Below are 24816 nucleotides of genomic sequence, written 5' to 3' on the forward strand. Positions count from 1 at the left end.
TCCCCAGGACGACGCCGCGTCACCTACTTCGCTGCCCCGGTCAGGCCGGGCTGCCGCGTCCGCCGCGTCCGCCGCCCGAACCGGTACTGCTACCGCGGCGGTTGGTCCGCCACAGCTGGTACAGATGCCTCGCCCCCGGCCGTACGAACCGGGCGAGCATCGTGAAGAACGGCCGCGGATCGTCGGCCGCCCACCACGCCAGCTCCGTCCCGCTCGCGCGGGACGGGGCGTGCGGGGTCGTATAGCCGCTGCGCCGGTATGCCAGCAGGGCCGGCAGGTCGATGTTCTCGACGACGTAGCGGTGTCCCGCCCGCTGTTCCCCCTCCGGAACGGTGCGGCCGGTGAGTGCGAGGTGCATGGCACGGACGACGTCGACGCCCGCCTCGTTCTCGAAGAGGCGGAACTGGGCGCCCATCCGCGGATTGAAGTCGAGCAGCTTGTACTGTCCGTCGCGCCGGTCGAAGCGCAGGTCGAGGTCGATGATTCCGGTGAAGCCGATCTGTTTGATGAAACGTGCGGCGACGTCCGCGAGTTCCGGATTGTCGACGACGTACGCGCTCGCCGTCATGCCCGCGTGCGGCGGCCAGGAGCGGACCTTGACCCCGGTGAACATCGCGAGCGGCGTGGAGTCCTGGTCGAAGTACGCGTGCACGATCCAGTCCTCGGCGTCCTCGCGCGGCAGATACTCCTGGAGGATCACACCGGGCTTCTCGCCCCATTCCAGGGCGAGTTGGCGCAGCCCGTCCGGAGTCTCGATCTTCGTGGTCCCGTTGACGGCGGGCCGCGAGCGGCGCGTGAACGCCTCCCGGTTCTTCGCCACGACCGGAAACCGGGCCTTCACCGCGAACTCCTCGATGTCCGCGTACGACGCCGGGAACGCGGCCGTCGGCGACGGGATGCCGTGCTCCACGCAGAGTTCGTGCAGGCCCTGCTTGCTCGCGAGGCGGCGCGGCAACTCCCGCTCCACCCGCGGGAAGAGCAGGCCCGCGGCGGCGAGCGGGTCCTGATGCTCGGCGATGAGGACCGCGGCCTCCTCGTCCGTCGGGATCAGCACCGCCGGCCGGCCGATCCGGCGGGCGGCGCGCAGCAGTCCGTCGACGAGCCGCTCCGGTTCCTCCGTCCCCGTCGTACGCCAGGGAAAGGCCCGGCACAGATAGCGCGAGGCCGCCGCGGGCGTGTAGCGGTCCTCGGTGATCGCGTACATCGGAACGCCGAGCCGCCCCAGGCTGCGGATCGCGCCCACCCCTCCGTGGTGCAGCGGGTAGTCGCCGAACTTCACGATCAGGCCCGGGACATCACGGTCCACGGCGAACGGCATGCTTGCGGCACCACTGACACTCCCGGCGCTCCTGGCCACGGGTCCCCCCACGTGTCCCCCCTTGGACCCGGACCTTGAATACGGGGCCCCAGCCCCGTCCGTGCCCACCGGACAATCACGCTAAGCCGGAACCCACCACTCCATCAACGGGTCATTCGGACATTGCGAACTCTTTAGGCACTGCCGCAAACCGGTACCTCCCACGTAACGTGTGGCGCACCCCATGTGGCGCACCCGATGCGGCGCGCCCAATGTGGCGCACCCGAATGGAAAGTGAGGCCCGCAGGCATGGCACCCGCAGCCACCTCCGAGTCCGCGTCCGAGCACACCCCGCTCGACGGACTCGACCCACTCGACCTCCCCGAAGGCCACCCCTTCGGCCCGCACAACCTTCCGTACGGCGTCTTCTCCCTGGTCGACGACACCTCGGGCGATCTCTCGGGTGACACCTCGGGGGACGCCTCGGGTGACGCTTCAGGCGACGGCGAGCGCTCTGTGGGCGTCCGGATCGGGGATCACGTCCTGGACGCGGGCGCCGCCGCCGCTGCCCTCGGCTCCCCGTACGTCACGGTCCTGGCCCGCCCGAGCCTCAACTCCCTGCTGGCCGCCGGTCGTACGACCTGGTCGGACGTGCGCCGCGCCCTGACGGCCTGGGTCACGGCCCCGGCCCACCGCGAGACCGTCCGCCCCTTCCTGCACCCCCTGTCCTCGGTCACCCTGCACCTCCCCTTCGAGGTCGCGGACTACGTCGACTTCTACGCGTCCGAGAACCACGCCTCGAACCTCGGCCGCCTCTTCCGTCCCGACGAGGAGCCCCTGAAGCCCAACTGGAAGCACCTGCCGGTGGGTTACCACGGCCGCTCCGGCACGGTCGTCGTCTCCGGCACGGACGTGGTGCGCCCCTCGGGCCAGCGCAAGGCCCCGGCCGACCCGGCTCCGGTCTTCGGCCCGTCCGTCCGCCTCGACATCGAGACGGAGGTCGGCTACGTGGTCGGCGTCCCGTCGCGGCAGGGCACCTCGGTACCGCTGACGGATTTCCGGGACCACGTCTTCGGCCTCTGCCTCCTCAACGATTGGTCGGCGCGCGACATCCAGAACTGGGAGACGGTGCCGCTCGGCCCGCACCTCGGCAAGTCGTTCGCGACGTCGATCTCCGCGTGGATCACGCCGCTCGAAGCCCTGGACGCGGCCCGGGTGCCCCCGCCGGAGCGGACGGTGCCGCTGCTGCCGTACCTGGACGACAGCGGCCCCGGGGCGGCCGCCGACCCGGCCGGCTACGACCTGCGCATCACGGTCACCCTCAACGGCCAGGTCATCTCCGAACCCCCCTTCTCGGGTATGTACTGGACGGGCGCCCAGATGCTCGCCCATATGACGGTCAACGGAGCCTCTCTGCGCACCGGCGATCTCTACGGCTCGGGCACGATCAGCGGCACGGAGGACAACGAGCGCGGCTCCCTCATCGAGATCACCTGGAACGGCCAACAGCCCCTGGACCTCCCCACCGGCAAACGCGGCTTCCTGGAGAACGACGACGTGGTCACCCTCTCCGCCTGGGCCCCCGGCCCGGACGGAGCGAAAGTCCAACTGGGCGAGGTCACGGGCCGGATCGTGGCGGGGGCCTGACGCCTGTCACCCGGCGGCGGGCGCCGGGGTCGACGCCTGTGGTCATGGGCGCGCGGCACCAAGGCACCGTGGCAGACGGAGCCGCGCACATCAAGCCCCTGCGGCGATTGAGCAGGCCTTTAAAGCCCGCTCTTCCGACGAGAGCCCGCGGGGTCCGGGGCGGAGCCCCGTGGCGTGGGGACGGCGCCGCATCACCAGCCGACATCCTCCGGGACGGGCTCGTACTCGTCGTCATGCGGCGGCTCATCGGGCCACGGCCCGTCGTCCCGCGCCGCCGCCCCGGAGGGCGCCACGTCACCTCTCAAGCCCGCCAGAACACCAAGCACCCCCTCGCCCCACGTCGCCAACTTCTTCTCCCCGACCCCGCCGATCGTCCCCAACTGGGCAAGCGACGTGGGCTGCTGCAACGCGATCTCGCTGAGCGTCGCGTTCTGGAAGATGACGTACGCCGGCACCCCGTGCTCCTTCGCCTGCGCCCCCCGCCAGGCCCGCAGCGCCTCGAAGACCGGCGCCACCTCCGCCGGCAGCTCGACCGCGGGCGACTTGGCCTTGCGCTCACGGGCCGCCGCCGCACGAGGCGCCGGCTTCGGCTCCTTGCGCAGCCGCACCTCCCGCTGCCGCCCAAGCACGGTGCCGCTCTCCTCGGTGAGCACCAGCGTCCCGTACTCGCCCTCGACCGCGATGAGCCCCTGCGCCAGCAACTGCCGCACCACGCCCCGCCATTCGGCCTCCGCCAACTCCTCCCCGATACCGAAGACGGAGAGCTGGTCGTGGTCGAACTGAATGACCTTGGCGCTGCGCTTGCCGAGCAGGATGTCGATGATCTGGCCCGCGCCGAACTTCTGCCGCCGCTCTCTCTCAAGCCGCACCACGGTCGAAAGGATCTTCTGCGCGGCGACCGTGCCGTCCCACGTCTCGGGCGGCGACAGGCAGGTGTCGCAGTTGCCGCAGGCCTCGGCGCCCTCCTGCCCGAAGTACGTGAGCAGCTGGGACCGGCGGCACTGCGCCGTCTCGCACAGCGCCAGCATCGAGTCGAGGTGGGCGGAGGCGCGGCGCCGGAACGCCTCGTCCCCCTCCCCCATGTTGATCAGCTTCCGCTGCTGGACCACGTCCTGCAGCCCGTACGCCATCCACGCCGTCGACGGCAGGCCGTCCCGCCCGGCGCGGCCCGTCTCCTGGTAGTAGCCCTCGACGGACTTCGGCAGGTCGAGGTGGGCGACGAACCGCACGTCCGGCTTGTCGATGCCCATGCCGAACGCGATGGTCGCGCAGACGACGAGGCCCTCCTCGCGCAGGAACCGCGACTGGTGCCGCGCACGCGTGCCCGCGTCCAGGCCCGCGTGGTACGGCACGGCCTCGATCCCGTTCTTGCTGAGGAACTCGGCCGTCGCTTCCACGGACTTGCGGGACAGGCAGTAGACGATGCCCGCGTCGCCCTCGTGCTCCTGCTGGAGGAAGCCGAGCAGCTGCTTCTTCGGCTCGGCCTTGCCGATGATCCGGTACTGGATGTTGGGCCGGTCGAAGCTCGCCACGAAGTGCTTGGCGTCCGGCATGCCCAGGCGCTGGGTGATCTCCTGGTGCGTGGCGTGCGTCGCCGTCGCGGTCAGGGCGATGCGCGGCACGTCGGGCCAGTTCTGGCCGAGTACGGACAGGGTCAGATAGTCGGGGCGGAAGTCGTGGCCCCACTGCGCCACACAGTGCGCCTCGTCGATCGCGAAGACGGAGATCTTGCCGCGTGACAGCAGCCCGAGCGTGGAGTCGAGACGCAGCCGCTCCGGCGCCAGATAGAGCAGGTCGAGCTCGCCCGCGAGGAACTCCGCCTCCACCAGGCGGCGCTCCTCGAAGTCCTGCGTCGAGTTCATGAACCCGGCGCGCACCCCGAGCGCCCGCAGCGCGTCCACCTGGTCCTGCATCAGCGCGATCAGGGGCGAGACGACGATCCCCGTACCGGCTCTGACCAGCGCCGGGATCTGGTAGCACAGCGACTTGCCGCCACCGGTCGGCATGAGCACGACGGCGTCCCCACCGCCCACCACGTGCTCGATGATCGCTTCCTGCTCACCGCGGAAGGCGTCGTACCCGAAGACCCGGTGGAGCGTGGCTAGCGCCTCGCTCCCGGTCACCTCGCTCATACCCTGTGTCCCGTCCATCGCCCTGCCCCCGTGCGTCCAGCTCGTCTCGACTTCTCCAGTAACGATAGGGGTCCGGACCGACACTCCGGAAAGTTATCCACAGGCTGGGGGTGCGAGCGGGCCCGGATGCCGCGCCCGCCGCGCGAACCGTACGCGCGAAAGCCCGGCCCCCTCCCAGGGACCGGGCCTCCACCACGCGCGACGGCGGCGGTACCGCTACCGCACGAACACCCCGGCCTGGCCCGCCAGATCCAGGAAGTACTGCGGCGCGAGCCCCAGCACGATGGTGACCGCGACCCCCACTCCGATCGTCGTCATGGTCAGCGGCGACGGCACGGCCACGGTCGGCCCGTCCGTCTTCGGCTCGCTGAAGAACATGAGGACGATCACACGGATGTAGAAGAACGCGGCGATCGCCGAGGACACGACACCGACCACGACGAGCACGCCCGCGCCGCCCTCGGCCGCCGCCTTGAACACGGCGAACTTGCCCGCGAACCCGGAGGTGAGCGGGATGCCGGCGAAGGCCAGCAGGAACACCGCGAAGACCGCCGCCACCAGTGGCGATCTGCGCCCGAGCCCCGCCCACTTCGACAGGTGCGTCGCCTCGCCCCCCGCGTCGCGCACCAGCGTCACCACGGCGAAGGCGCCGATGGTCACGAAGGAGTACGCGCCCAGGTAGAAGAGGACGGACGAGACGCCTTCGGGCGTCGTCGCGATGACACCGGCGAGGATGAAGCCGGCGTGCGCGATCGAGGAGTACGCGAGGAGTCGCTTGATGTCGGTCTGCGTGATCGCGACGATCGCGCCGCCCAGCATCGTGACGATGGCGACGGCCCACATGACAGGACGCCAGTCCCAGCGCATCCCCGGCAGGACGACGTACAGCAGCCGCAGCAGCGCGCCGAAGGCCGCGACCTTCGTGGCCGCCGCCATGAACCCGGTCACCGGCGTCGGCGCGCCCTGGTACACGTCCGGCGTCCACATGTGGAACGGGACGGCGCCGACCTTGAACAGCAGGCCCATGCCGACCAGCGCCATGCCGATGAGCAGCAGCGCGTCGTTGCCCATGGTGTCGGCGAGGGCCGGGTCCACGTTCTGGATCGAGCCGTCGACGACGCTCGCGATCGTGGCGTACGAGACGGAGCCCGCGTAGCCGTACAGGAGCGCGATGCCGAACAGGGTGAAGGCGGAGGCGAAGGCGCCGAGCAGGAAGTACTTGACCGCGGCCTCCTGCGACATGAGCCGCTTGCGACGGGCCACGGCGCACAGCAGGTACAGCGGGAGCGAGAACACTTCCAGGGCGATGAACAGCGTCAGCAGATCGTTCGCCGCGGGGAAGACCAGCATGCCGCCGATCGCGAAAAGCGCCAGCGGGAACACCTCGGTGGTGGTGAACCCCGCCTTTATGGCGGCCTTTTCGCTGTCGCTGCCGGGCACGGAAGCAGCCTGCGCGGCGAACGAGTCGACGCGGTTGCCGTGCGCCTCAGGGTCGAGCCGCCGCTCGGCGAACGTGAAGATCGCGACGAGCCCGGACAGCAGGATGACCCCTTGCAGGAACAGCGCCGGGCCGTCGACGGCGATCGCGCCCATGGCCGCGATATGTGCCTTCGTCGTCCCGTACCCGCCGGCCGCGAGCCCCACGACCGCCGCGAAGGCGGCCGCGAGCGCGACGACGGCGAGGAACACCTGCACGTAGTAGCGGGACCGGCGCGGCACGAATGCCTCGACCACGATCCCCAGGACGGCGGCACCGATGACGATCAAGGTCGGCGACAATTGCGCGTACTCGATCTTCGGTGCGTCGATCTTGGAGATCCCCTCTTGAAGGGGCGCAGTGGCCGTCGTTGTCCACAGGCTGTGGACAGAAGAAGCACTCACCAGTGCACTCATTTGTGAGCCGCCTCCACTTCCGGCTTCGGGTCCTTCTTGTGGACGTCGGACAGGGTGTGCTTGACCGCCGGGTTCACCAGCTCGGTGACCGGCTTCGGGTAGACGCCCAGGAAGATCAGTACGCCGATCAGCGGGACCACGACCGCGAGCTCACGCACCTTCAGGTCCGCGATGCCTTCGGTCGACGGCTTCACCGGGCCCGTCATGGTGCGCTGGTAGAGCACCAGGGTGTAGAGCGCGGCGAGCACGATGCCGAAGGTGGCGATGATGCCGATCACCGGGTAGCGCGTGAACGTGCCGACCAGGACCAGGAATTCACTCACGAAGGGCCCGAGGCCCGGCAGTGAGAGGGTGGCGAGGGAGCCGATCAGGAACGTACCGGCGAGCACGGGAGCGACCTTCTGCACGCCTCCGTAGTCCGCGATGAGCCGCGAGCCGCGTCGCGAGATCAGGAAGCCGGCGACCAGCATCAGCGCCGCCGTCGAGATCCCGTGGTTGACCATGTAGAGCGTCGCGCCGGACTGGCCCTGGCTGGTCATCGCGAAGATGCCCATGATGATGAAGCCGAAGTGCGAGATCGACGCGTAGGCGACAAGGCGCTTGATGTCGCGCTGGCCGACCGCGACCAACGCGCCGTAGACGATGCTGATCAGGGCGAGCACCAGGATCGCCGGCGTCGCCCACTTGCTCGCCTCCGGGAACAGCTGGAGGCAGAAGCGGAGCATCGCGAACGTGCCGACCTTGTCGACAACTGCCGTGATCAGTACGGCGACCGGGGCGGTGGCCTCCCCCATCGCGTTCGGCAGCCAGGTGTGCAGCGGCCACAGCGGGGCCTTCACCGCGAAGGCGAAGAAGAAGCCCAGGAAGAGGAGGCGCTCGGTGTTGGTCGCCATGTCGAGCGAGCCGCTCGCGCGGGCTTCCGCGATCTCCGAGAGCGAGAAGGTGCCCGCCACTACGTAGAGACCGATGACGGCCGCCAGCATGATGAGGCCGCCGACCAGGTTGTAGAGGAGGAACTTGACCGCCGCGTACGAGCGTTGGGTCGCGGCCTCCTTCTCACCGTGCGGGCCCGCCCGGTCCCCGAAGCCGCCGATGAGGAAGTACATCGGGATGAGCATGGCTTCGAAGAAGATGTAGAACACGAAGACGTCGGTGGCCTCGAAGGAGATGATCACCATCGCCTCGACGAGGAGGATCAGGGCGAAGAAGCCCTGCGTCGGCCGCCACCGTGTGCTGCCCGTCTCCTGCGGGTCGGCGTCGTGCCAGCCCGCGAGGATCACGAACGGGATCAGCAGCGCGGTCAGCGCGATGAGCGCCACCCCGATGCCGTCCACACCCAGCTCGTAGCGGACCCCGAAGTCGGCGATCCACGCGTGCGATTCGGTGAGTTGGAAGCGTCCGCCGCCCGGGTCGAAGCGGACCGCGACCACCGCCGCGAGGACCAGAGTGGCGAGCGAGAACAACAGCGCGAGCCATTTGGCCGCGGTGCGCCGCTTCGCCGGCACGGCGGCCGTGGCGATCGCGCCCACGGCCGGCAGTACCGCCGTCGCTGTCAGCAGAGGAAAGGACATCGGTATCAGACCGCCCTCATCAGCAGGGTCACCGCGGCGATGAGCGCCGCGCCGCCGAACATCGAGACGGCGTACGAGCGCACGTAGCCGTTCTGGAGTTTGCGCAGCCGACCGGAGAGGCCGCCGACCGAGGCCGCCGTCCCGTTGACCACCCCGTCGACCAGGGTGTGGTCGACGTATACGAGGGAGCGCGTCAGGTGCTCGCCGCCGCGCACCAGGACGACGTGGTTGAAGTCGTCCTGGAGCAGGTCGCGCCGAGCGGCGCGGGTGAGCAGCGAGCCGCGCGGGGCGACGGCGGGAACCTCGCGGCGCCCGTACTGGAACCAGGCGAGACCCACGCCGATCACCAGGCACACCATGGTGGCTCCGGTGACCACGCCCGCGCTGATGGGCGCGTGCCCGTGGTCGTGCCCGGTGACGGGCTCCAGCCAGTGCAGGAAGCGGTCCCCGATGGAGAAGAAGCCACCGGCGAAGACCGAGCCGACCGCGAGCACGATCATCGGGATCGTCATGGAGGACGGCGACTCGTGCGGGTGCGGCTCGTGGCCTTCCGCGTCGGGCTGCCAGCGCTTCTCGCCGAAGAAGGTCATGATCATCACGCGGGTCATGTAGAACGCGGTGATGGCCGCGCCCAGGAGGGCGACGCCCCCGAGGATCCAGCCCTCTGTGCCGCCCTTCGCGAACGCCGCCTCGATGATCTTGTCCTTGGAGAAGAAGCCGGACAGGCCCGGGAATCCGATGATCGCCAGATACCCGAGCCCGAACGTCACGAAGGTGACCGGCATGTACTTCCGCAGGCCGCCGAACTTCCTCATGTCGACCTCGTCGTTCATGCCGTGCATGACCGAACCGGCGCCGAGGAACAGGCCCGCCTTGAAGAAGCCGTGCGTGACCAGGTGCATGATCGCGAACACATAGCCGATGGGGCCGAGGCCCGCGGCGAGGATCATGTAGCCGATCTGCGACATCGTCGAACCGGCCAGGGCCTTCTTGATGTCGTCCTTCGCGCAACCGACGATCGCACCGAAGAGGAGCGTGACGGCGCCGACGATGGTGACGACCAACTGCGCGTCGGGCGCAGCGTTGAAGATCGCTCCGGAGCGGACGATCAGGTAGACACCCGCGGTCACCATGGTCGCGGCGTGGATGAGGGCCGAGACCGGGGTCGGGCCCTCCATCGCGTCCCCGAGCCAGGACTGCAGCGGCACCTGCGCCGACTTGCCGCAGGCGGCGAGCAGCAGCATCAGGCCGATGGCGGTGAGCTTGCCCTCGGACGTGTCACCGGTCGCCCCCAGGACGTCCCCGAAGGCGAAGGTTCCGAAGGTCGTGAACATCAGCATGATCGCGATCGACAGACCCATGTCGCCGACACGGTTGACCAGGAACGCCTTCTTCGCGGCCGTGGCCGCGCTCGGCTTGTGCTGCCAGAAGCCGATGAGCAGGTACGAGGCGAGGCCCACGCCCTCCCAGCCGACGTACAGGAGCAGGTAGTTGTCGGCGATGACCAGGAGGAGCATCGCCGCGACGAACAGGTTCAGGTAGCCGAAGAAGCGGCGGCGCCGCTCGTCGTGCTCCATGTACCCGATCGAGTACAGGTGGATCAGCGTGCCCACGCCGGAGATCAGCAGGACGAACGTCATCGACAGCTGGTCCAGCTGGAAGGCGACGTCCGCCTGGAAGCCCTCGACGGGGATCCAGCTGAACAGGTGCTGGCTGAGCGTGCGGTCCTCCGGGCCCTTGCCGAGCATGTCGGTGAAGAGCAGGACGGCGACCACGAAGGAGACGGCCGCGAGCAGCGTGCCGAGCAGATGACCCACCCGGTCCAACGCCCGCCCACCGCACAGCAGTACGGCCGCTCCGAGCAGTGGCGCTGCGACAAGCAGCGCAATCAGGTTCTCTGCATTCATAGCGGTTCAGCGACCCCTTACAGCTTCATCAGGCTGGCGTCGTCGACCGAGGCCGAGTGGCGGGAACGGAACAGCGACACGATGATCGCGAGCCCGACCACGACCTCCGCGGCGGCGACGACCATCGTGAAGAACGCGATGATCTGGCCGTCGAGATTGCCGTGCATCCGGGAGAACGCGACGAACGCGAGGTTGCACGCGTTCAGCATCAGCTCGATGCACATGAACACGACGATCGCGTTCCGCCTGATGAGCACGCCGGTGGCGCCGATCGTGAACAACAGGGCGGCGAGATACAGGTAGTTGACCGGATTCACTTCGACGCCTCCTCGGCCCGGTCGTGGTCCGAGCGCTCCAGGCGGTCGGACGACCGCTGCTCCAGAGCCTTCAGATCACTCATCGCCTCACCGGAGACATCCCGGATCTGACCGCGTTCGCGCAGCGTCTGCATGACCGTGAGCTCCGACGGGGTGCCGTCGGGCAGCAGGCCCGCGATGTCCACCGCGTTGTGCCGGGCGTAGACACCCGGGGCGGGCAGCGGCGGGAGGTGCTTGCCCTCGCGCACCCGCTCCTCCGCCAACTCGCGCTGCGTCTTGGCCCGTTCGGTGCGCTCGCGGTGCGTGAGCACCATCGCGCCGACGGTGGCCGTGATCAGCAGGGCGCCGGTGATCTCGAAGGCGAAGACGTACTTGGTGAAGATGAGGGACGCGAGGCCCTCCACGTTCCCCCCGGCGTTCGCCTTGCCGAGTCCGTTGAACTGCGTCAGCGAGGCCTGGCCGATCCCCGCGATGAGCAGCACCCCGAAGCCGAGCCCGCACAGGGCGGCGAGCCAGCGCTGCCCCTTGATGGTCTCGGTCAGGGAGTCGGCGGCGGTGACGCCGACGAGCATCACCACGAAGAGGAACAGCATCATGATCGCGCCCGTGTAGACGACGATCTGCACGATGCCCAGGAAGTACGCCCCGTTGGCCAGGTAGAAGATCGCCAGGATGATCATGGTGCCGGCCAGGCACAGGGCGCTGTGCACGGCCTTCTTCATCAGGATCGTGCACAGGGCGCCGATGACGGCGACCGTGCCGAGGATCCAGAACTGGAAGGCCTCACCAGTGGAGGTAACGGAGGCGGCGAGCTGCGCGCTCATACGTCCGCCTCCTCTGCGTCCTCAGAGGGCTTCTCGCCCTTGGAGAGGGCCACTTGGCGCTCCGTGCCGGGCGCCGCCTCGGTGACGAGACCCCGGTAGTAGTCCTGCTCGTCCGTGCCGGGGAAGATCGAGTGCGGGCTGTCGACCATGCCCTCGTCGAGCCCGGCGAGCAGCTGCTCCTTGGTGTAGATGAGGTTGGCGCGGCTGCTGTCGGCCAGCTCGAACTCGTTCGTCATCGTCAGCGCGCGCGTGGGGCACGCCTCGATGCACAGTCCGCACAGAATGCAGCGGGCGTAGTTGATCTGATAGACGCGGCCGTAGCGCTCACCCGGCGAGTAGCGCTCCTCCTCCGTGTTGTCCGCGCCCTCCACGTAGATCGCGTCCGCCGGGCAGGCCCAGGCGCACAACTCGCAGCCGATGCACTTCTCCAGGCCGTCCGGATGGCGGTTGAGCTGGTGCCTGCCGTGGAAGCGGGGAGCAGTGGTCTTCGGTTCCTCCGGGTACTGCTCGGTCAGCCGCTTCTTGAACATGGCCTTGAAGGTCACACCGAAGCCGGCGACGGGATTCTGGAACCCCGGCTCGGTGTCCTTCCCCTGGCCGGAGTTGGTCTCTTCAGCCATCGGACGCCTCCTTTCCTTCGTGAGATCCGCCGAGCGACTCGTCACTCTGAGTATCGGGGCCACCACTGACAATCAGCTCCCGCTCCCGGCGGGAACGCCTGCGCGGCACGGGTGGCGACGTCTGTCCTGGCAACGGCGGCACGGGGAATCCGCCCGCCATCGGGTCGAAGGCGGCGGGCTCTTCGGCGGCCTCCCGCTGCTTGGCCCCGCGGTCGCGGAAGATGTCCACGACGAACGACAGGAGCAGGATCACAAGGATCGCGGCGCCGACGTACAGGGCGATGGAGGCGAAGTCGTAGTTCTCGTTGCGCAGCGTCCGCACGGTCGCCACCAGCATCAGCCACACCACGGAGACCGGAATGAGGACCTTCCAGCCGAGCTTCATCAGCTGGTCGTAGCGGACACGAGGCAGCGTTCCGCGCAGCCAGATGAAGAAGAACAGCAGCAGCTGGACCTTGATGACGAACCAGAGCATCGGCCACCAGCCGTGGTTCGCGCCCTCCCAGAACGTGGAGACCGGCCACGGTGCGCGCCAGCCGCCCAGGAAGAGCGTCACGGACACCGCCGAGACCGTCACCATGTTCACGTACTCGGCGAGCATGAACATCGCGAACTTGATGGACGAGTACTCGGTGTTGAAGCCGCCGACGAGGTCGCCCTCGGACTCCGGCATGTCGAACGGCGCGCGGTTCGTCTCGCCGACCATCGTCACGATGTAGATCAGGAACGAGACCGGCAGCAGCACGATGTACCAGCGGTCGTGCTGCTGGGCGACGATCTCCGACGTCGACATCGAGCCCGAGTAGAGGAACACCGAGGCGAAGGCCGCGCCCATCGCGATCTCGTACGAGATCATCTGCGCGCAGGAACGCAATCCGCCGAGCAGGGGGTACGTCGACCCGGACGACCAGCCCGCGAGGACGATGCCGTAGATGCCGACGGAGGCGACCGCGAGGATGTAGAGCATCGCGATCGGCAGGTCGGTGAGCTGCATCGTCGTGCGGTGGCCGAAGATCGAGACCTCGTTGCCCGCGGGGCCGAACGGGATCACGGCGATCGCCATGAAGGCGGGGATCGCGGCGATGACCGGCGCAAGGATGTAGACCACCTTGTCCGCACGCTTGACGATCACGTCTTCCTTGAGCATCAGCTTGATGCCGTCGGCGAGCGACTGGAGCATGCCCCAGGGGCCGTGCCGGTTCGGACCGATGCGCAGCTGCATCCAGGCGACGACCTTGCGCTCCCACACGATGGAGAACAGCACGGTCACCATCAGGAAGGCGAAGCAGAAGACCGCCTTGACGACGACGAGCCACCAGGGGTCGCGGCCGAACATCGACAGGTCTTCCAACGCGAGTGGGTTCATGACTGCACCTCCGGGGCTCCGGCGGCGACGGCCGGGCCGATCTTCACCAGGTCACCGGGGACGGCCCCCGTGTCCGAAGCGACGCCGCCGCCCTCGGAGTTGAGCGGCAGCCACACGACGCGGTCGGGCATCTCGGTGACCTGGAGCGGGAACGCGACGCTGCCCAGCGCCCCGGTGACCGTCAGTACGTCGCCGTCCTTCACGCCCGCCTCCGCGGCGGTCGTGGCGGACACGCGCGCGTGGGCGGCGTGCCGGGTCCCGGCGAGCGCGTCGTCGCCCTCCTGGAGGCGGCCCTGGTCGAGCAGCAGTCGGTGTCCTGCGAGGACGGCCTCTCCGGAGGAGGGGCGCGGCAGCTGACCTGTCGTCTCCAGAGGCTCGGTCGCGTGCGGTCCGTCCCAGTTGCCGAGCCGGTCCAACTCGCCGCGCAGCGACCGCAGATCGGGCAGCCCCAGGTGAACGTCCATGGCGTCCGCCACCATCTGCAGCACGCGCGCGTCCGTGGGCGCGACGCGCCGCGTCATCTGGTCGGGCTTCAGCGCGGCCTCGAACATCCGGGCGCGGCCCTCCCAGTTGAGGAACGTGCCCGCCTTCTCGGCGACCGCGGCCACCGGAAGAACGACGTCGGCGTGGTCGGTGGCCTCGCTGGGCCGCTGCTCCAGGGAGATCAGGAAACCCACCGCGTGAAGGGCTTCACGCGCGCGTGCCGGGGACGGCAGGTCGGCGACCTCGACCCCGGCCACCACAAGAGCCCCCAGTTCACCGGTGGCCGCGGCCTCCACGATCTGCCCGGTGTCCCGCCCGAAGCGGTGCGGCAGCTCGGCCACGCCCCAGGCGGCGGCGACCTGGTCCCGCGCGCGCGGGTCGGTCGCGGGCCTGCCGCCCGGCAGCAGCGAGGGCAGCGCGCCCGCCTCGACGGCGCCGCGCTCACCGGCCCGGCGCGGAACCCACACCAGCTCGGCCCCGGTCGCGGACGCGGCCCGTACCGCGGCGGTGAGACCGCCCGCCACGGCCGCGACCCGCTCGCCGACGACGATCACGGCGCCTTCGCCGCGCAGCGCCTGCGCGGCGTCCGCTCCCCCGCCCTCGAGGCCGACCCCCGAGGCCAACGCGTCCAGCCACTCGGGCTCGGTACCGGGAGCGGCCGGCAGCAGCGTGCCACCCGCCTTCTCCAGGCCGCGCGTCGCATACGTAGAGAGCGAATAGACCTTCTGTCCGTGTCCCCGCCAAGCCTTGCGGAGCTTGAGGAAGACGCCGGGCGCCTCCTCCTCCGACTCGAACCCGACCAGGAGCACGGCCGGAGCCTTCTCCAGCTTGGTGTACGTGACCCCGCTGCCGTCCAGATCGCGGCCACGACCGGCGACACGTGCCGCCAGGAAGTCGGCCTCCTCGCTGCTGTGCACGCGCGCGCGGAAGTCGATGTCGTTCGTGTCGAGGGCGATGCGCGCGAACTTGCTGTACGCGTACGCGTCCTCGACGGTGAGGCGGCCACCGGTGAGCACACCGGTCCGGCCGCGGGCGGCGGCGAGCCCGCGCGCGGCGGTCTCCAGCGCCTCCGGCCAGGAAGCGGGCCGCAGTTCACCGCTCTCCGCGTCCCGTACGAGGGGGTGGGTGAGCCGGTCGGGCCTCTGCGCGTAGCGGAAGCCGAAGCGGCCCTTGTCGCAGATCCACTCCTCGTTGACCTCGGGGTCGTTGGCCGCGAGGCGGCGCATGACCTTGCCGCGCCGGTGGTCGGTGCGGGTCGCGCAGCCGCCCGCGCAGTGCTCGCACACGCTCGGCGACGACACGAGGTCGAAGGGGCGGGAGCGGAATCGGTACGCCGCCGAGGTCAGCGCGCCGACCGGGCAGATCTGGATCGTGTTCCCGGAGAAGTACGACTCGAAGGGGTCGCCCTCACCCGTGCCGACCTGCTGGAGCGCGCCGCGCTCGATCAGCTCGATCATCGGGTCGCCCGCGATCTGGTTGGAGAACCGGGTGCAGCGGGCGCACAGCACGCACCGCTCGCGGTCGAGCAGCACCTGCTTCGAGATCGGGACCGGCTTCTCGTAGGTGCGCTTCTTGCCCTCGAAACGCGAGTCGGCCTGGCCGTGCGACATGGCCTGGTTCTGCAGCGGGCACTCGCCGCCCTTGTCGCAGACCGGACAGTCGAGGGGGTGGTTGATGAGCAGCAGCTCCATGACCCCCTTCTGCGCCTTCTCGGCGACCGGGGAGGAGAGCTGGCTCTTGACCACCATGCCGTCGGTGCAGGTGATGGTGCAGGACGCCATCGGCTTGCGCTGGCCCTCCACCTCCACGATGCACTGCCGACAGGCGCCCGCCGGGTCGAGCAGCGGGTGGTCGCAGAAGCGCGGGATCTCGATGCCGAGCATCTCGGCGGCACGGATGACCAGGGTCCCCTTGGGGACGCTGATCTCGATGCCGTCGATGGTGAGGGAGACGAGGTCCTCGGGCGGAACAGCCGCCTCGCCGCCCCCGGAGGGAGCGTTGGTCGTGACGGTCACGCGTTCACCTCCGTGCGGTGCTTGTCGCCCCGGCCGGCCCAGAGCGTGGACATGGCCGGGTCGAAGGGGCAGGCCTTGCCCGTGATGTGCTGCTCGTACTCCTCGCGGAAGTACTTGAGCGAGGAGAAGATCGGCGAGGCGGCGCCGTCGCCGAGGGCGCAGAACGACTTGCCGTTGATGTTGTCGGCGATGTCGTTCAGCTTGTCGAGGTCGGACATGGTGCCCTTGCCGGCCTCGATGTCGCGCAACAACTGCACGAGCCAGTACGTGCCTTCACGGCACGGCGTGCACTTGCCGCAGGACTCGTGGGCGTAGAACTCGGTCCACCTCGTGACCGCGCGCACGACGCAGGTCGTCTCGTCGAAGCACTGCAGCGCCTTGGTGCCGAGCATCGATCCGGCGGCGCCGACCCCCTCGTAGTCGAGGGGCACGTCGAGGTGTTCCTCGGTGAACATCGGGGTCGAACTGCCGCCCGGGGTCCAGAACTTGAGGCGGTGGCCAGGACGCATGCCGCCGCTCATGTCGAGCAGCTGGCGCAGCGTGATGCCGAGCGGGGCCTCGTACTGGCCGGGGCTCACGACGTGGCCGCTGAGCGAGTAGAGCGTGAAGCCGGGCGACTTCTCGCTCCCCATCGATTTGAACCAGTCCTTCCCCCGATTGATGATTGCGGGAACCGACGCGATGGACTCGACGTTGTTCACCACAGTGGGGCAGGCGTAGAGGCCCGCGACCGCAGGGAAGGGGGGACGGAGTCGCGGCTGACCACGGCGGCCTTCGAGCGAGTCCAGGAGTGCGGTCTCCTCACCACAGATGTACGCGCCCGCGCCGGCGTGCACGGTGAGTTCAAGGTTGAGACCGCTGCCCAGGATGTTCTGCCCGAGATACCCCGCGGCGTAGGCCTCGCGCACGGCCTCGTGCAAGCGCCGCAGTACGGGGACCACTTCACCGCGAAGGTAGATGAACGCGTGCTCGGAACGGATCGCGTAACAGGCGATCACGATGCCCTCGATGAGGCTGTGCGGGTTCGCGAAGAGGAGCGGGATGTCCTTGCAGGTCCCCGGCTCCGATTCGTCGGCGTTGACAACTAGATAGTGCGGCTTGCCGTCTCCCTGCGGGATGAACTGCCACTTCATCCCCGTCGGGAACCCGGCGCCACCACGCCCGCGGAGCCCCGCGTCCTTCACATACGCGATCAGGTCGTCCGGTGCCATGGCGAGGGCCTTGCGCAGCCCCTCGTATCCCTCGTGCCGGCGGTACACATCCAAAGACCAGGACTTGTCCTGGTCCCAGAAGGCCGACAGGACCGGAGAGAGCAGCTTCTCCGGGCTGGTGTCGTTGTTGTCGATCTCGGCTGCCAAGGTCATCACTCCCCCTCCTCGGCGGTCGGTCCCGCTGGGTGCTGCGGGTCGGAGGCCGACGTGTCCTGCGGCGCGTCGTGCGAGCTCAAGTGCTCGGTGGGCGACGGGTCGTGGGCCGGTTCGCCCTCGATGCCCTCGCCGCGCGGGTGGACCACGCGCGCCGGCTCCGTCTCGCCCTTCGCCAGGCGGAGCCCGATCAGCGAGGCGGGCCCCGCGCTGCCGCCGGCCTCGACGGCACCGGCGCGCTCGTCGGGGAACCCGGCCAGGATGCGCGCGGTCTCCTTGAAGGTGCACAAGGGAGCGCCGCGCGTGGGTGACACCTCCGCTCCCGCGCGCAGGTCGTCGACCAGCTGCTTGGCGGTATCGGGCGTCTGGTTGTCGAAGAACTCCCAGTTGACCATCACCACGGGAGCGAAATCACAAGCGGCGTTGCACTCGATGTGCTCCAGCGTGACCTTGCCGTCGTCCGTCGTCCCGTTGTTGCCGACGCCGAGGTGCTCCTGGAGCGACTCGAAGATGGCGTCGCCACCCATGACGGCGCACAACGTGTTGGTACAGACGCCCACTTGGTAGTCGCCGCTCGGCTTCCTGCGGTACATCGTGTAGAAGGTCGCGACGGCCGTGACCTCGGCGGTGGTCAGGCCGAGCATGTCCGCGCAGAACTGCATTCCGGTGCGCGTGACATGCCCTTCCTCCGACTGCACGAGGTGCAGCAGTGGAAGCAGCGCCGAGCGGGAGCCGGGGTAGCGGGAGATGATCTCCTTCGCGTCCGTCTCCAGGCGGGTTCGGACGTCGTCCGGGTACGCGGGCGCGGGCAGTTGTGGCATGCCCAGACTCACGCCCTGCTCCGAAGAACTGGTGGTCACCGGTCGACGCCTCCCATCACGGGGTCGATGGACGCGACGGCGACGATGACGTCGGCGACCTGGCCGCCCTCGCACATCGCCGCCATGGCCTGAAGGTTGGTGAAGGACGGGTCGCGGTAGTGGACCCTGAACGGGCGGGTGCCGCCGTCGGACACGGCGTGCACACCCAGCTCGCCCTTGGGCGACTCCACGGCCGTGTAGGTCTGTCCCGGCGGGACGCGGAAGCCCTCGGTCACCAGCTTGAAGTGGTGGATGAGGGCCTCCATGGAGGTGCCCATGATGTTCTTGATGTGATCGAGCGAGTTGCCGAGACCGTCCGGACCGAGGGCCAGTTGGGCGGGCCAGGCGATCTTCTTGTCGCCGACCATGACCGGACCCGGCTCCAGGCGGTCCAGGCACTGCTCGACGATGCGCAGCGACTGGCGCATCTCCTCCAAGCGGATCAGGAAGCGCCCGTAGGAGTCGCAGGTGTCGGCGGTCGGGATGTCGAACTCGTAGTTCTCGTAGCCGCAGTACGGCTGCGCCTTGCGCAGGTCGTGCGGCAGGCCGGCGGAGCGCAGGACCGGTCCTGTGGCGCCGAGGGCCATGCAGCCGGCGAGGTCGAGGTAGCCGACGTCCTGCATGCGGGCCTTGAAGATGGGGTTCCCGGTGGCGAGCTTGTCGTACTCGGGAAGGTTCTTCTTCATCTTCTTCACGAACTCGCGGAGCTGGTCCACCGCGCCGGGCGGCAGGTCCTGGGCGAGTCCGCCGGGCCGGATGAACGCGTGGTTCATCCGCAGACCGGTGATCAACTCGAAGACGTCGAGAACGAGTTCACGATCGCGGAATCCGTAGATCATGATCGTGGTGGCGCCGAGCTCCATGCCGCCGGTGGCGATGGCCACCAGGTGCGAGGACATCCGGTTCAGCTCCATGAGGAGCACGCGGATGATGCTGGCGCGGTCCGGGACCTCGTCCTCGATGCCGAGGAGCTTCTCGACGGCGAGGCAGTACGCCGTCTCGTTGTAGAACGGCGTCAGGTAGTCCATGCGCGTCACGAACGTGGTGCCCTGGGTCCACGTGCGGTACTCGAGGTTCTTCTCGATGCCGGTGTGGAGGTAGCCGATGCCGCAGCGGGCCTCGGTGACCGTCTCGCCGTCGATCTCCAGGATCAGACGCAACACCCCGTGTGTGGACGGGTGTTGCGGCCCCATGTTGACGATGATGCGCTCGTCGTCGGACTTGGCCGCCGCCTGGGCGACCTCGTCCCAGTCACCTCCGGTGACCGTGTAGACGGTGCCTTCGGTGGTCTCGCGCGGGGAGGCAGAAGAAGTGGTCATCAGGAGTACGACCTCCGCTGGTCCGGAGCCGGGATCTGGGCGCCCTTGTACTCGACGGGGATGCCGCCGAGGGGATAGTCCTTGCGCTGCGGGAAGCCCTGCCAGTCGTCCGGCATCATGATCCGCGTCAGCGCGGGGTGGCCGTCGAAGACGAGACCGAAGAAGTCGTACGCCTCGCGCTCGTGCCAGTCGTTCGTCGGATACACCGGGACCAGCGACGGGACGTGCGGGTCCGCGTCGGGCGCGGAGACCTCGAGGCGGATCAGCCGGTTGTGGGTGATCGAGCGCAGGTGGTAGACGGCGTGCAGCTCGCGGCCCTTGTCCCCCGGGTAGTGCACCGCCGAGACCCCCGTGCACAGTTCGAAGCGCAGGGCCGGGTCGTCGCGCAGGGTGCGGGCGACGCGGACCAGGTGCTCGCGCTCGATGTGGAAGGTGAGCTCGCCGCGGTCGACGACCGTCTTGTCGATGGCGTTCTCGGGGACGAGCCCCTGTTCCTCCAGGGCGCCCTCCAGCTCGTCCGCCACCTCGTCGAACCAACCGCCGTAGGGGCGGGAGGATTCGCCGGGCAGCCGGACCGGGCGGACGAGGCCGCCGTAGCCGGAGGTGTCACCGCCGTTGTTGGCGCCGAACATGCCGCGCTGGACGCGGATCTCCTCGCCCTGATCGCCGCGCTGCCCCGGGAGGTTGGAGGCGCTGAGGTCCTTTTCGGGGTTGACCCCGTTCGATCCCTTGTCGCTGTGCGCGTCGCTCACCGCAGCAGCCCCTTCATCTCGATCGTCGGGAGCGCCTTGCGCGCCGCCTCCTCCGCCTCGCGGGCCGCCTCCTCGGCGTTCACGCCGAGCTTGGAGGTCTGGATCTTCTGATGGAGCTTGAGAATCGCGTCCATCAGCATCTCGGGCCGGGGCGGGCAGCCGGGCAGATAGATGTCGACCGGGATGACATGGTCGACGCCCTGCACGATCGCGTAGTTGTTGAACATCCCGCCGGAGGATGCGCAGACGCCCATGGAGATGACCCACTTGGGGTTCGGCATCTGGTCGTAGACCTGGCGCAGGACGGGCGCCATCTTCTGGCTCACCCGCCCGGCCACGATCATCAGGTCCGCCTGGCGAGGTGATCCGCGGAAGACTTCCATGCCGAACCGCGCCAGGTCGTAGCGGCCCGCGCCCGTCGTCATCATTTCGATGGCGCAGCAGGCGAGACCGAACGTGGCGGGGAACACGGACGACTTGCGCACCCAGCCCGCGGCCTGCTCGACGGTGGTCAGCAGGAATCCGCTCGGCAGCTTTTCTTCGAGTCCCATTGGTCTGTGGCTCCTGGTCTCCCCTATACGGGGCTCAGTCCCATTCCAGGCCGCCGCGCCGCCATACGTACGCGTACGCGACGAAGACGGTGAGCACGAAGAGCAGCATCTCTACGAGCCCGAACACCCCCAGGGCGTCGAAGGTGACGGCCCAGGGGTAGAGAAAGACGATCTCGATGTCGAAGACGATGAAGAGCATCGCCGTCAGGTAGTACTTGATGGGGAAGCGCCCGCCACCGGCCGGCGTGGGGGTGGGCTCGATCCCGCACTCATAGGCCTCGAGCTTGGCCCGGTTGTACCGCTTCGGGCCGGTCAGGGAGGCCATGATCACGGAGAAGATCGCAAAGCCTGCCCCGAGGGCTCCCAGTACGAGGATGGGCGCATAGGCGTTCACCGCTCCTCGCTCCTCTCAGTCGGCACTGACTGCTGGCGGTTGCATGAGCTCGCGCCCCGCCCCCCACGTCCTGCGAACAGTCGAAGATCGCCTACATGTGAAGCGGGTCACAAGCCCAACTTGCCCCGCATCCTATGCCTGCAACTCTGTGATCTGCGACACGGGGTGCGCCAACTACTTTGTGATCTCCACCACCTGACGAAGGATCATGAAGTCGGATGAGCGGTGATCTTCACGCGCGAAGCACCTGAGTGATCACCAGTGGTGACAAGTTGACGCGTCACCCCTGGTCGGAGAGGTGCGTTCACTATCAAGACGTGGAGACCGCAAGCAAATTGGCGCTGGACGCGGTTGGCTGATAGTGGACGGCGTTCACACGTTGGAGGGACCGGTGTGAATGGAAGTGGACGCGAGTTGTGTCCATCGCGTGTGCATCGCGTCCCCTAGGGGTCCACTTGTGACCTGCGTCACGCACCTACCACACCGTCAGAAACCGGGCTTGGCCAACTGCCTCAACGGGTGGTAAGCGTCGGGCAATTCGGGCGTATTGCAGAAAACCCATGCTCAGGGGCGTTCGAGGGGCTGTCCGCTTTGACCGTTACGGCGTCAATAAAGCCTGTCGGGCACGGGTTTCGACCCCCCTGCTCCACAACTGTGGCGCACCACACGTTTCTTGAAGGGATCGGGGAGGCCCTGATACCGGTTGGTCTCATGTCCCACACCGCTCACATACCCAGCCACCGGAAGCCCCGCAACAGCGCCTCGAAGAAGGCCCTGCGCGCCGGAGTTACCGGTGGCGTCCTCAGCACCCTGGCGATCGCTGGTGCGGCGGGTTCGGCCAGCGCGGCCGAGCCCGTGACGCAGACCATCGAGATGCCCACGCTCACGACCGACCTCTCCTCCCAGGTCGCCCAGTCCGCGGACGCCACCCAGCAGGCCGCGGCCAACTACCAGGTCCAGGCCGAACGCGACGCCGCCTTCGACAAGGCCGCGGACCAGGCGAAGAAGGACCAGGTCGCCGCCGAGAAGAAGGCCGAGGCCAAGAAGAAGGCCGAAGCGAAGGCCAAGGCCGAGGCCGCCGCCAAGCGCGAGGCCGCCGAGAAGGCCGCCGCCTCCCGCTCCAGCGAGCGCACCACGCTGCAGGCGACCTCGGCGTCCTCGTCCTCCGACGACGTCGCGGCGCCCGCCAGCGGCTCGGCCGCCGCCGTCGTGTCGTTCGTGAAGTCGCACATCGGCGACGCCTACGTGTCCGGTGGCACGGGCCCCAGCTCGTGGGACTGCTCGGGTCTGGTGCAGGCCGCGTACAAGCAGGCCGGTGTCGACCTGCCGCGCGTCTCGCAGGACCAGTCGACGCAGGGCACCCAGGTCGGCCTGGACAACCTGCAGGCCGGCGACATCCTCTACTGGGGCGGCTCCGGCAGCGCCTACCACGTCGCGATCTACGTGGGCGGCGGCAAGTTCGTCGGCGCGCAGAACTCCTCCACCGGTGTCGTCGAGCAGCCGCTCTCCTACGACCAGCCGACCGGCGCGGTGCGCGTTCTCTGAGCCTCTGCGAGGTTCCGTGAACTTCCGGGTCCCCTGGGGACCCCGCGGCACTCAAAGGCCGCACACAGCCGCCTGAGGCCCCTTGAGGGCTTCACCGCACGCAAGGCCGAAGGCCGCCGCTCCCCTGAGAGGATGCGGCGGCCTTCGGTGTTTGTCCGGAAAAACCGGGACAGCGTTGCGTAGGAACTGCGGCTCAGGCCTGCGGGGAGAGCTCGCCCATCTCGCCCCAACCCTCGTTCGGGATCTCGGCGTTGATGATCTCCGGGGTGGCGGCGATAAGCGGAGCCATGGTCTCCATGCCGGCCTTGAAGTGGTCGGAGTTGACGTGCACGGCGCCCGCGGCGGCGTCGCGGAAGCCCTCCAGGATGACGAACTGGTTCGGGTCGTCGACGCTGCGCGACCAGTCGTAGAAGAGGTTGCCCTCCTCGGCGCGGGTGGCCTCGGTGAACGCGGCGGTCTTCTCCAGCCACGTGTCGGCGTGCTCGGGACGGACGGTGAACTTCACGGCGATGAAAATCATGGGTCCACCCTGCCCCGAGCCGCCCGGCCCGGCAAAGCCGGGTCTGCGGGCAGCACGGCGCCGGGGCCGCGGCCGCGGCCGGGTCAGGACTTCGGCGCCACCTTGGTCAGACCGTTGATGACCCGGTCCATCGCGTCGCCGCCCGTCGGGTCCGTCAGGTTCGCCAGCATCTTCAGCGTGAACTTCATCAGCATCGGGTGGGTCAGACCACGCTGCGTCGCGATCTTCATGACCTTCGGGTTGCCGATGAGCTTCACGAAGGCGCGGCCCATCGTGTAGTAGCCACCGTAGGTGTCCTTGAGGACCTTCGGGTAGCGCTGGAGGGCCAGTTCACGCTGGGAGTCGGTGGCACGCGCGTGGGCCTGCACGATGACGTCGGCCGCGATCTGGCCGGACTCCATGGCGTACGCGATGCCCTCACCGTTGAACGGGTTGACCAGGCCGCCCGCGTCACCGACCAGGAGCAGACCCTTGGTGTAGTGCGGCTGGCGGTTGAAGGCCATGGGGAGGGCGGCGCCGCGGATCGGCATCGTCATGTTGTCCGGGGTGTACCCCCAGTCCTCCGGCATCGAGGCGCACCAGGCCTTGAGGACCTCGCGCCAGTCCAACTCCTTGAACGCCTTCGAGGAGTTGAGGATGCCGAGGCCCACATTGGACGTGCCGTCGCCCATGCCGAAGATCCAGCCGTAGCCGGGCAGCAGCCGGTCCTCGGCGCCGCGCCGGTCCCACAGCTCCAGCCAGGACTCCAGGTAGTCGTCGTCGTGGCGGGGCGACGTGAAGTACGTACGGACGGCGACACCCATGGGGCGGTCCTCGCGGCGGTGCAGGCCCATCGCGAGCGAGAGCCGCGTGGAGTTGCCGTCGGCCGCGACCACCAGCGGGGCGTGGAACGTGACCGGGGTCTTCTCCTCGCCCAGCTTCGCGTGCACGCCCGTGATGCGGCCCGTGCGCTCGTCGATGATCGGGGCGCCGACATTGCACCGCTCGTACAGGCGGGCGCCGCCCTTCTGGGCCTGCCGCGCGAGCTGCTCGTCGAAGTCGTCGCGCTTGCGGACCAGGCCGTAGTCCGGGTACGAGGCGAGGTCGGGCCAGTCGAGCTGGAGGCGGACGCCGCCCCCGATGATGCGCAGGCCCTTGTTGCGCAGCCAGCCGGCCTCCTCGGAGATGTCGATCCCCATGGAGACGAGCTGTTTCGTGGCGCGCGGGGTGAGGCCGTCGCCGCACACCTTCTCGCGCGGGAAGGCGGTCTTCTCCAGCAACAGGACGTCGAGGCCGGCCTTGGCGAGGTAATAGGCGGTCGTCGAACCGGCGGGTCCGGCCCCGACGACGATCACGTCCGCGCTGTGCTCAGCGTTGTCGGCGAGTCGCTTGAGCTGCTCGGTCACGGCGGGTTCTCCCCAGGCTCGAAAACAGTGTGCCGTCCGGCACGGACATGGGCA

General features: G+C 68.8%; 20 protein-coding genes. 2 read left to right on the top strand and 18 right to left on the bottom strand.

The genetic code is table 11. From position 1 onward, the window contains the following. Positions 1-40 precede the first annotated feature (40 nt). On the bottom strand, positions 41-1318 hold the full coding sequence (locus tag ACIRHA_RS30810; protein ID WP_403852655.1) for an ATP-grasp domain-containing protein: 1278 nt from the start codon (positions 1316-1318) through the stop codon (positions 41-43). Positions 1319-1606: 288 nt separating this feature from the next. On the opposite strand from ACIRHA_RS30810, the gene ACIRHA_RS30815 reads away from it, so the two are divergent. Next, a complete protein-coding gene (locus tag ACIRHA_RS30815; RefSeq protein WP_403852657.1) occupies positions 1607-2944 on the top strand; it encodes a fumarylacetoacetate hydrolase family protein in 1338 nt (445 codons plus the stop codon). 191 nt (positions 2945-3135) lie between these two features. Here ACIRHA_RS30815 and recQ read toward each other — a convergent pair whose 3' ends face one another. The 15 genes from recQ to ACIRHA_RS30890 form a co-directional block, all read right to left on the bottom strand. Then, on the bottom strand, positions 3136-5076 hold the full coding sequence (gene recQ / locus ACIRHA_RS30820) for a DNA helicase RecQ (protein WP_403852658.1): 1941 nt from the start codon (positions 5074-5076) through the stop codon (positions 3136-3138). 216 nt (positions 5077-5292) lie between these two features. Beyond that, complete coding sequence (gene nuoN / locus ACIRHA_RS30825) at positions 5293-6957, bottom strand: NADH-quinone oxidoreductase subunit NuoN (protein ID WP_403852660.1); 1665 nt, start codon at positions 6955-6957, stop codon at positions 5293-5295. 8 nt (positions 6958-6965) lie between these two features. Continuing rightward, complete coding sequence (locus tag ACIRHA_RS30830; RefSeq protein WP_403852662.1) at positions 6966-8540, bottom strand: NADH-quinone oxidoreductase subunit M; 1575 nt, start codon at positions 8538-8540, stop codon at positions 6966-6968. A gap of 5 nt (positions 8541-8545) precedes the next feature. Then, a complete protein-coding gene (gene nuoL, locus ACIRHA_RS30835) occupies positions 8546-10447 on the bottom strand; it encodes an NADH-quinone oxidoreductase subunit L (RefSeq protein ID WP_403852664.1) in 1902 nt (633 codons plus the stop codon). A gap of 17 nt (positions 10448-10464) precedes the next feature. Then, a complete protein-coding gene (gene nuoK / locus ACIRHA_RS30840) occupies positions 10465-10764 on the bottom strand; it encodes an NADH-quinone oxidoreductase subunit NuoK (RefSeq protein ID WP_003974374.1) in 300 nt (99 codons plus the stop codon). Further along, a complete protein-coding gene (locus ACIRHA_RS30845; protein ID WP_403852666.1) occupies positions 10761-11588 on the bottom strand; it encodes an NADH-quinone oxidoreductase subunit J in 828 nt (275 codons plus the stop codon). Before ACIRHA_RS30845 ends, nuoK begins: the two co-directional genes overlap by 4 nt. Further along, positions 11585-12208: an NADH-quinone oxidoreductase subunit NuoI gene (nuoI, locus tag ACIRHA_RS30850; protein ID WP_403852668.1), complete on the bottom strand. Its 624-nt coding sequence runs from the start codon at positions 12206-12208 to the stop codon at positions 11585-11587. Before nuoI ends, ACIRHA_RS30845 begins: the two co-directional genes overlap by 4 nt. Beyond that, on the bottom strand, positions 12201-13574 hold the full coding sequence (gene nuoH, locus ACIRHA_RS30855; RefSeq protein WP_403852670.1) for an NADH-quinone oxidoreductase subunit NuoH: 1374 nt from the start codon (positions 13572-13574) through the stop codon (positions 12201-12203). The genes nuoI and nuoH overlap by 8 nt, the downstream gene beginning before the upstream one ends. Then, on the bottom strand, positions 13571-16072 hold the full coding sequence (locus ACIRHA_RS30860; RefSeq protein WP_403852672.1) for an NADH-quinone oxidoreductase subunit G: 2502 nt from the start codon (positions 16070-16072) through the stop codon (positions 13571-13573). The genes nuoH and ACIRHA_RS30860 overlap by 4 nt, the downstream gene beginning before the upstream one ends. After that, positions 16069-17436: an NADH-quinone oxidoreductase subunit NuoF gene (gene nuoF, locus ACIRHA_RS30865; RefSeq protein WP_403852674.1), complete on the bottom strand. Its 1368-nt coding sequence runs from the start codon at positions 17434-17436 to the stop codon at positions 16069-16071. Before nuoF ends, ACIRHA_RS30860 begins: the two co-directional genes overlap by 4 nt. Beyond that, positions 17436-18296 carry an NADH-quinone oxidoreductase subunit NuoE gene (gene nuoE / locus ACIRHA_RS30870; protein WP_403852676.1) on the bottom strand — a complete coding sequence of 287 codons (861 nt, stop codon included), beginning with the start codon at positions 18294-18296 and terminating at the stop codon, positions 17436-17438. Before nuoE ends, nuoF begins: the two co-directional genes overlap by 1 nt. After that, positions 18293-19615, bottom strand: coding sequence for an NADH-quinone oxidoreductase subunit D (locus ACIRHA_RS30875; RefSeq protein WP_403852678.1), 1323 nt, complete (start codon positions 19613-19615; stop codon positions 18293-18295). Before ACIRHA_RS30875 ends, nuoE begins: the two co-directional genes overlap by 4 nt. Next, positions 19615-20367, bottom strand: coding sequence for an NADH-quinone oxidoreductase subunit C (locus ACIRHA_RS30880; protein WP_403852680.1), 753 nt, complete (start codon positions 20365-20367; stop codon positions 19615-19617). The genes ACIRHA_RS30875 and ACIRHA_RS30880 overlap by 1 nt, the downstream gene beginning before the upstream one ends. After that, positions 20364-20918 (bottom strand): NuoB/complex I 20 kDa subunit family protein, encoded by a 555-nt coding sequence (locus ACIRHA_RS30885; protein WP_403852682.1) that lies wholly within the window; start codon positions 20916-20918, stop codon positions 20364-20366. The genes ACIRHA_RS30880 and ACIRHA_RS30885 overlap by 4 nt, the downstream gene beginning before the upstream one ends. 34 nt (positions 20919-20952) lie before the next feature. Beyond that, a complete protein-coding gene (locus ACIRHA_RS30890) occupies positions 20953-21312 on the bottom strand; it encodes an NADH-quinone oxidoreductase subunit A (protein WP_266712909.1) in 360 nt (119 codons plus the stop codon). A gap of 711 nt (positions 21313-22023) precedes the next feature. Here ACIRHA_RS30890 and ACIRHA_RS30895 point away from each other — a divergent pair. Beyond that, on the top strand, positions 22024-22857 hold the full coding sequence (locus ACIRHA_RS30895) for a C40 family peptidase (protein WP_403852684.1): 834 nt from the start codon (positions 22024-22026) through the stop codon (positions 22855-22857). Between the two features lie 193 nt (positions 22858-23050). Here ACIRHA_RS30895 and ACIRHA_RS30900 read toward each other — a convergent pair whose 3' ends face one another. Continuing rightward, entirely contained in the window at positions 23051-23377 is a 327-nt protein-coding gene (locus ACIRHA_RS30900; protein ID WP_351341630.1) for a putative quinol monooxygenase, read from the bottom strand. An 83-nt stretch (positions 23378-23460) separates the two neighbouring features. Beyond that, positions 23461-24762 carry a geranylgeranyl reductase family protein gene (locus ACIRHA_RS30905; protein ID WP_403852686.1) on the bottom strand — a complete coding sequence of 434 codons (1302 nt, stop codon included), beginning with the start codon at positions 24760-24762 and terminating at the stop codon, positions 23461-23463. Positions 24763-24816: the final 54 nt, after the last annotated feature.

Source organism: Streptomyces sp. NPDC102360, from assembly GCF_044766085.1.
Lineage (GTDB): Bacteria > Actinomycetota > Actinomycetes > Streptomycetales > Streptomycetaceae > Streptomyces.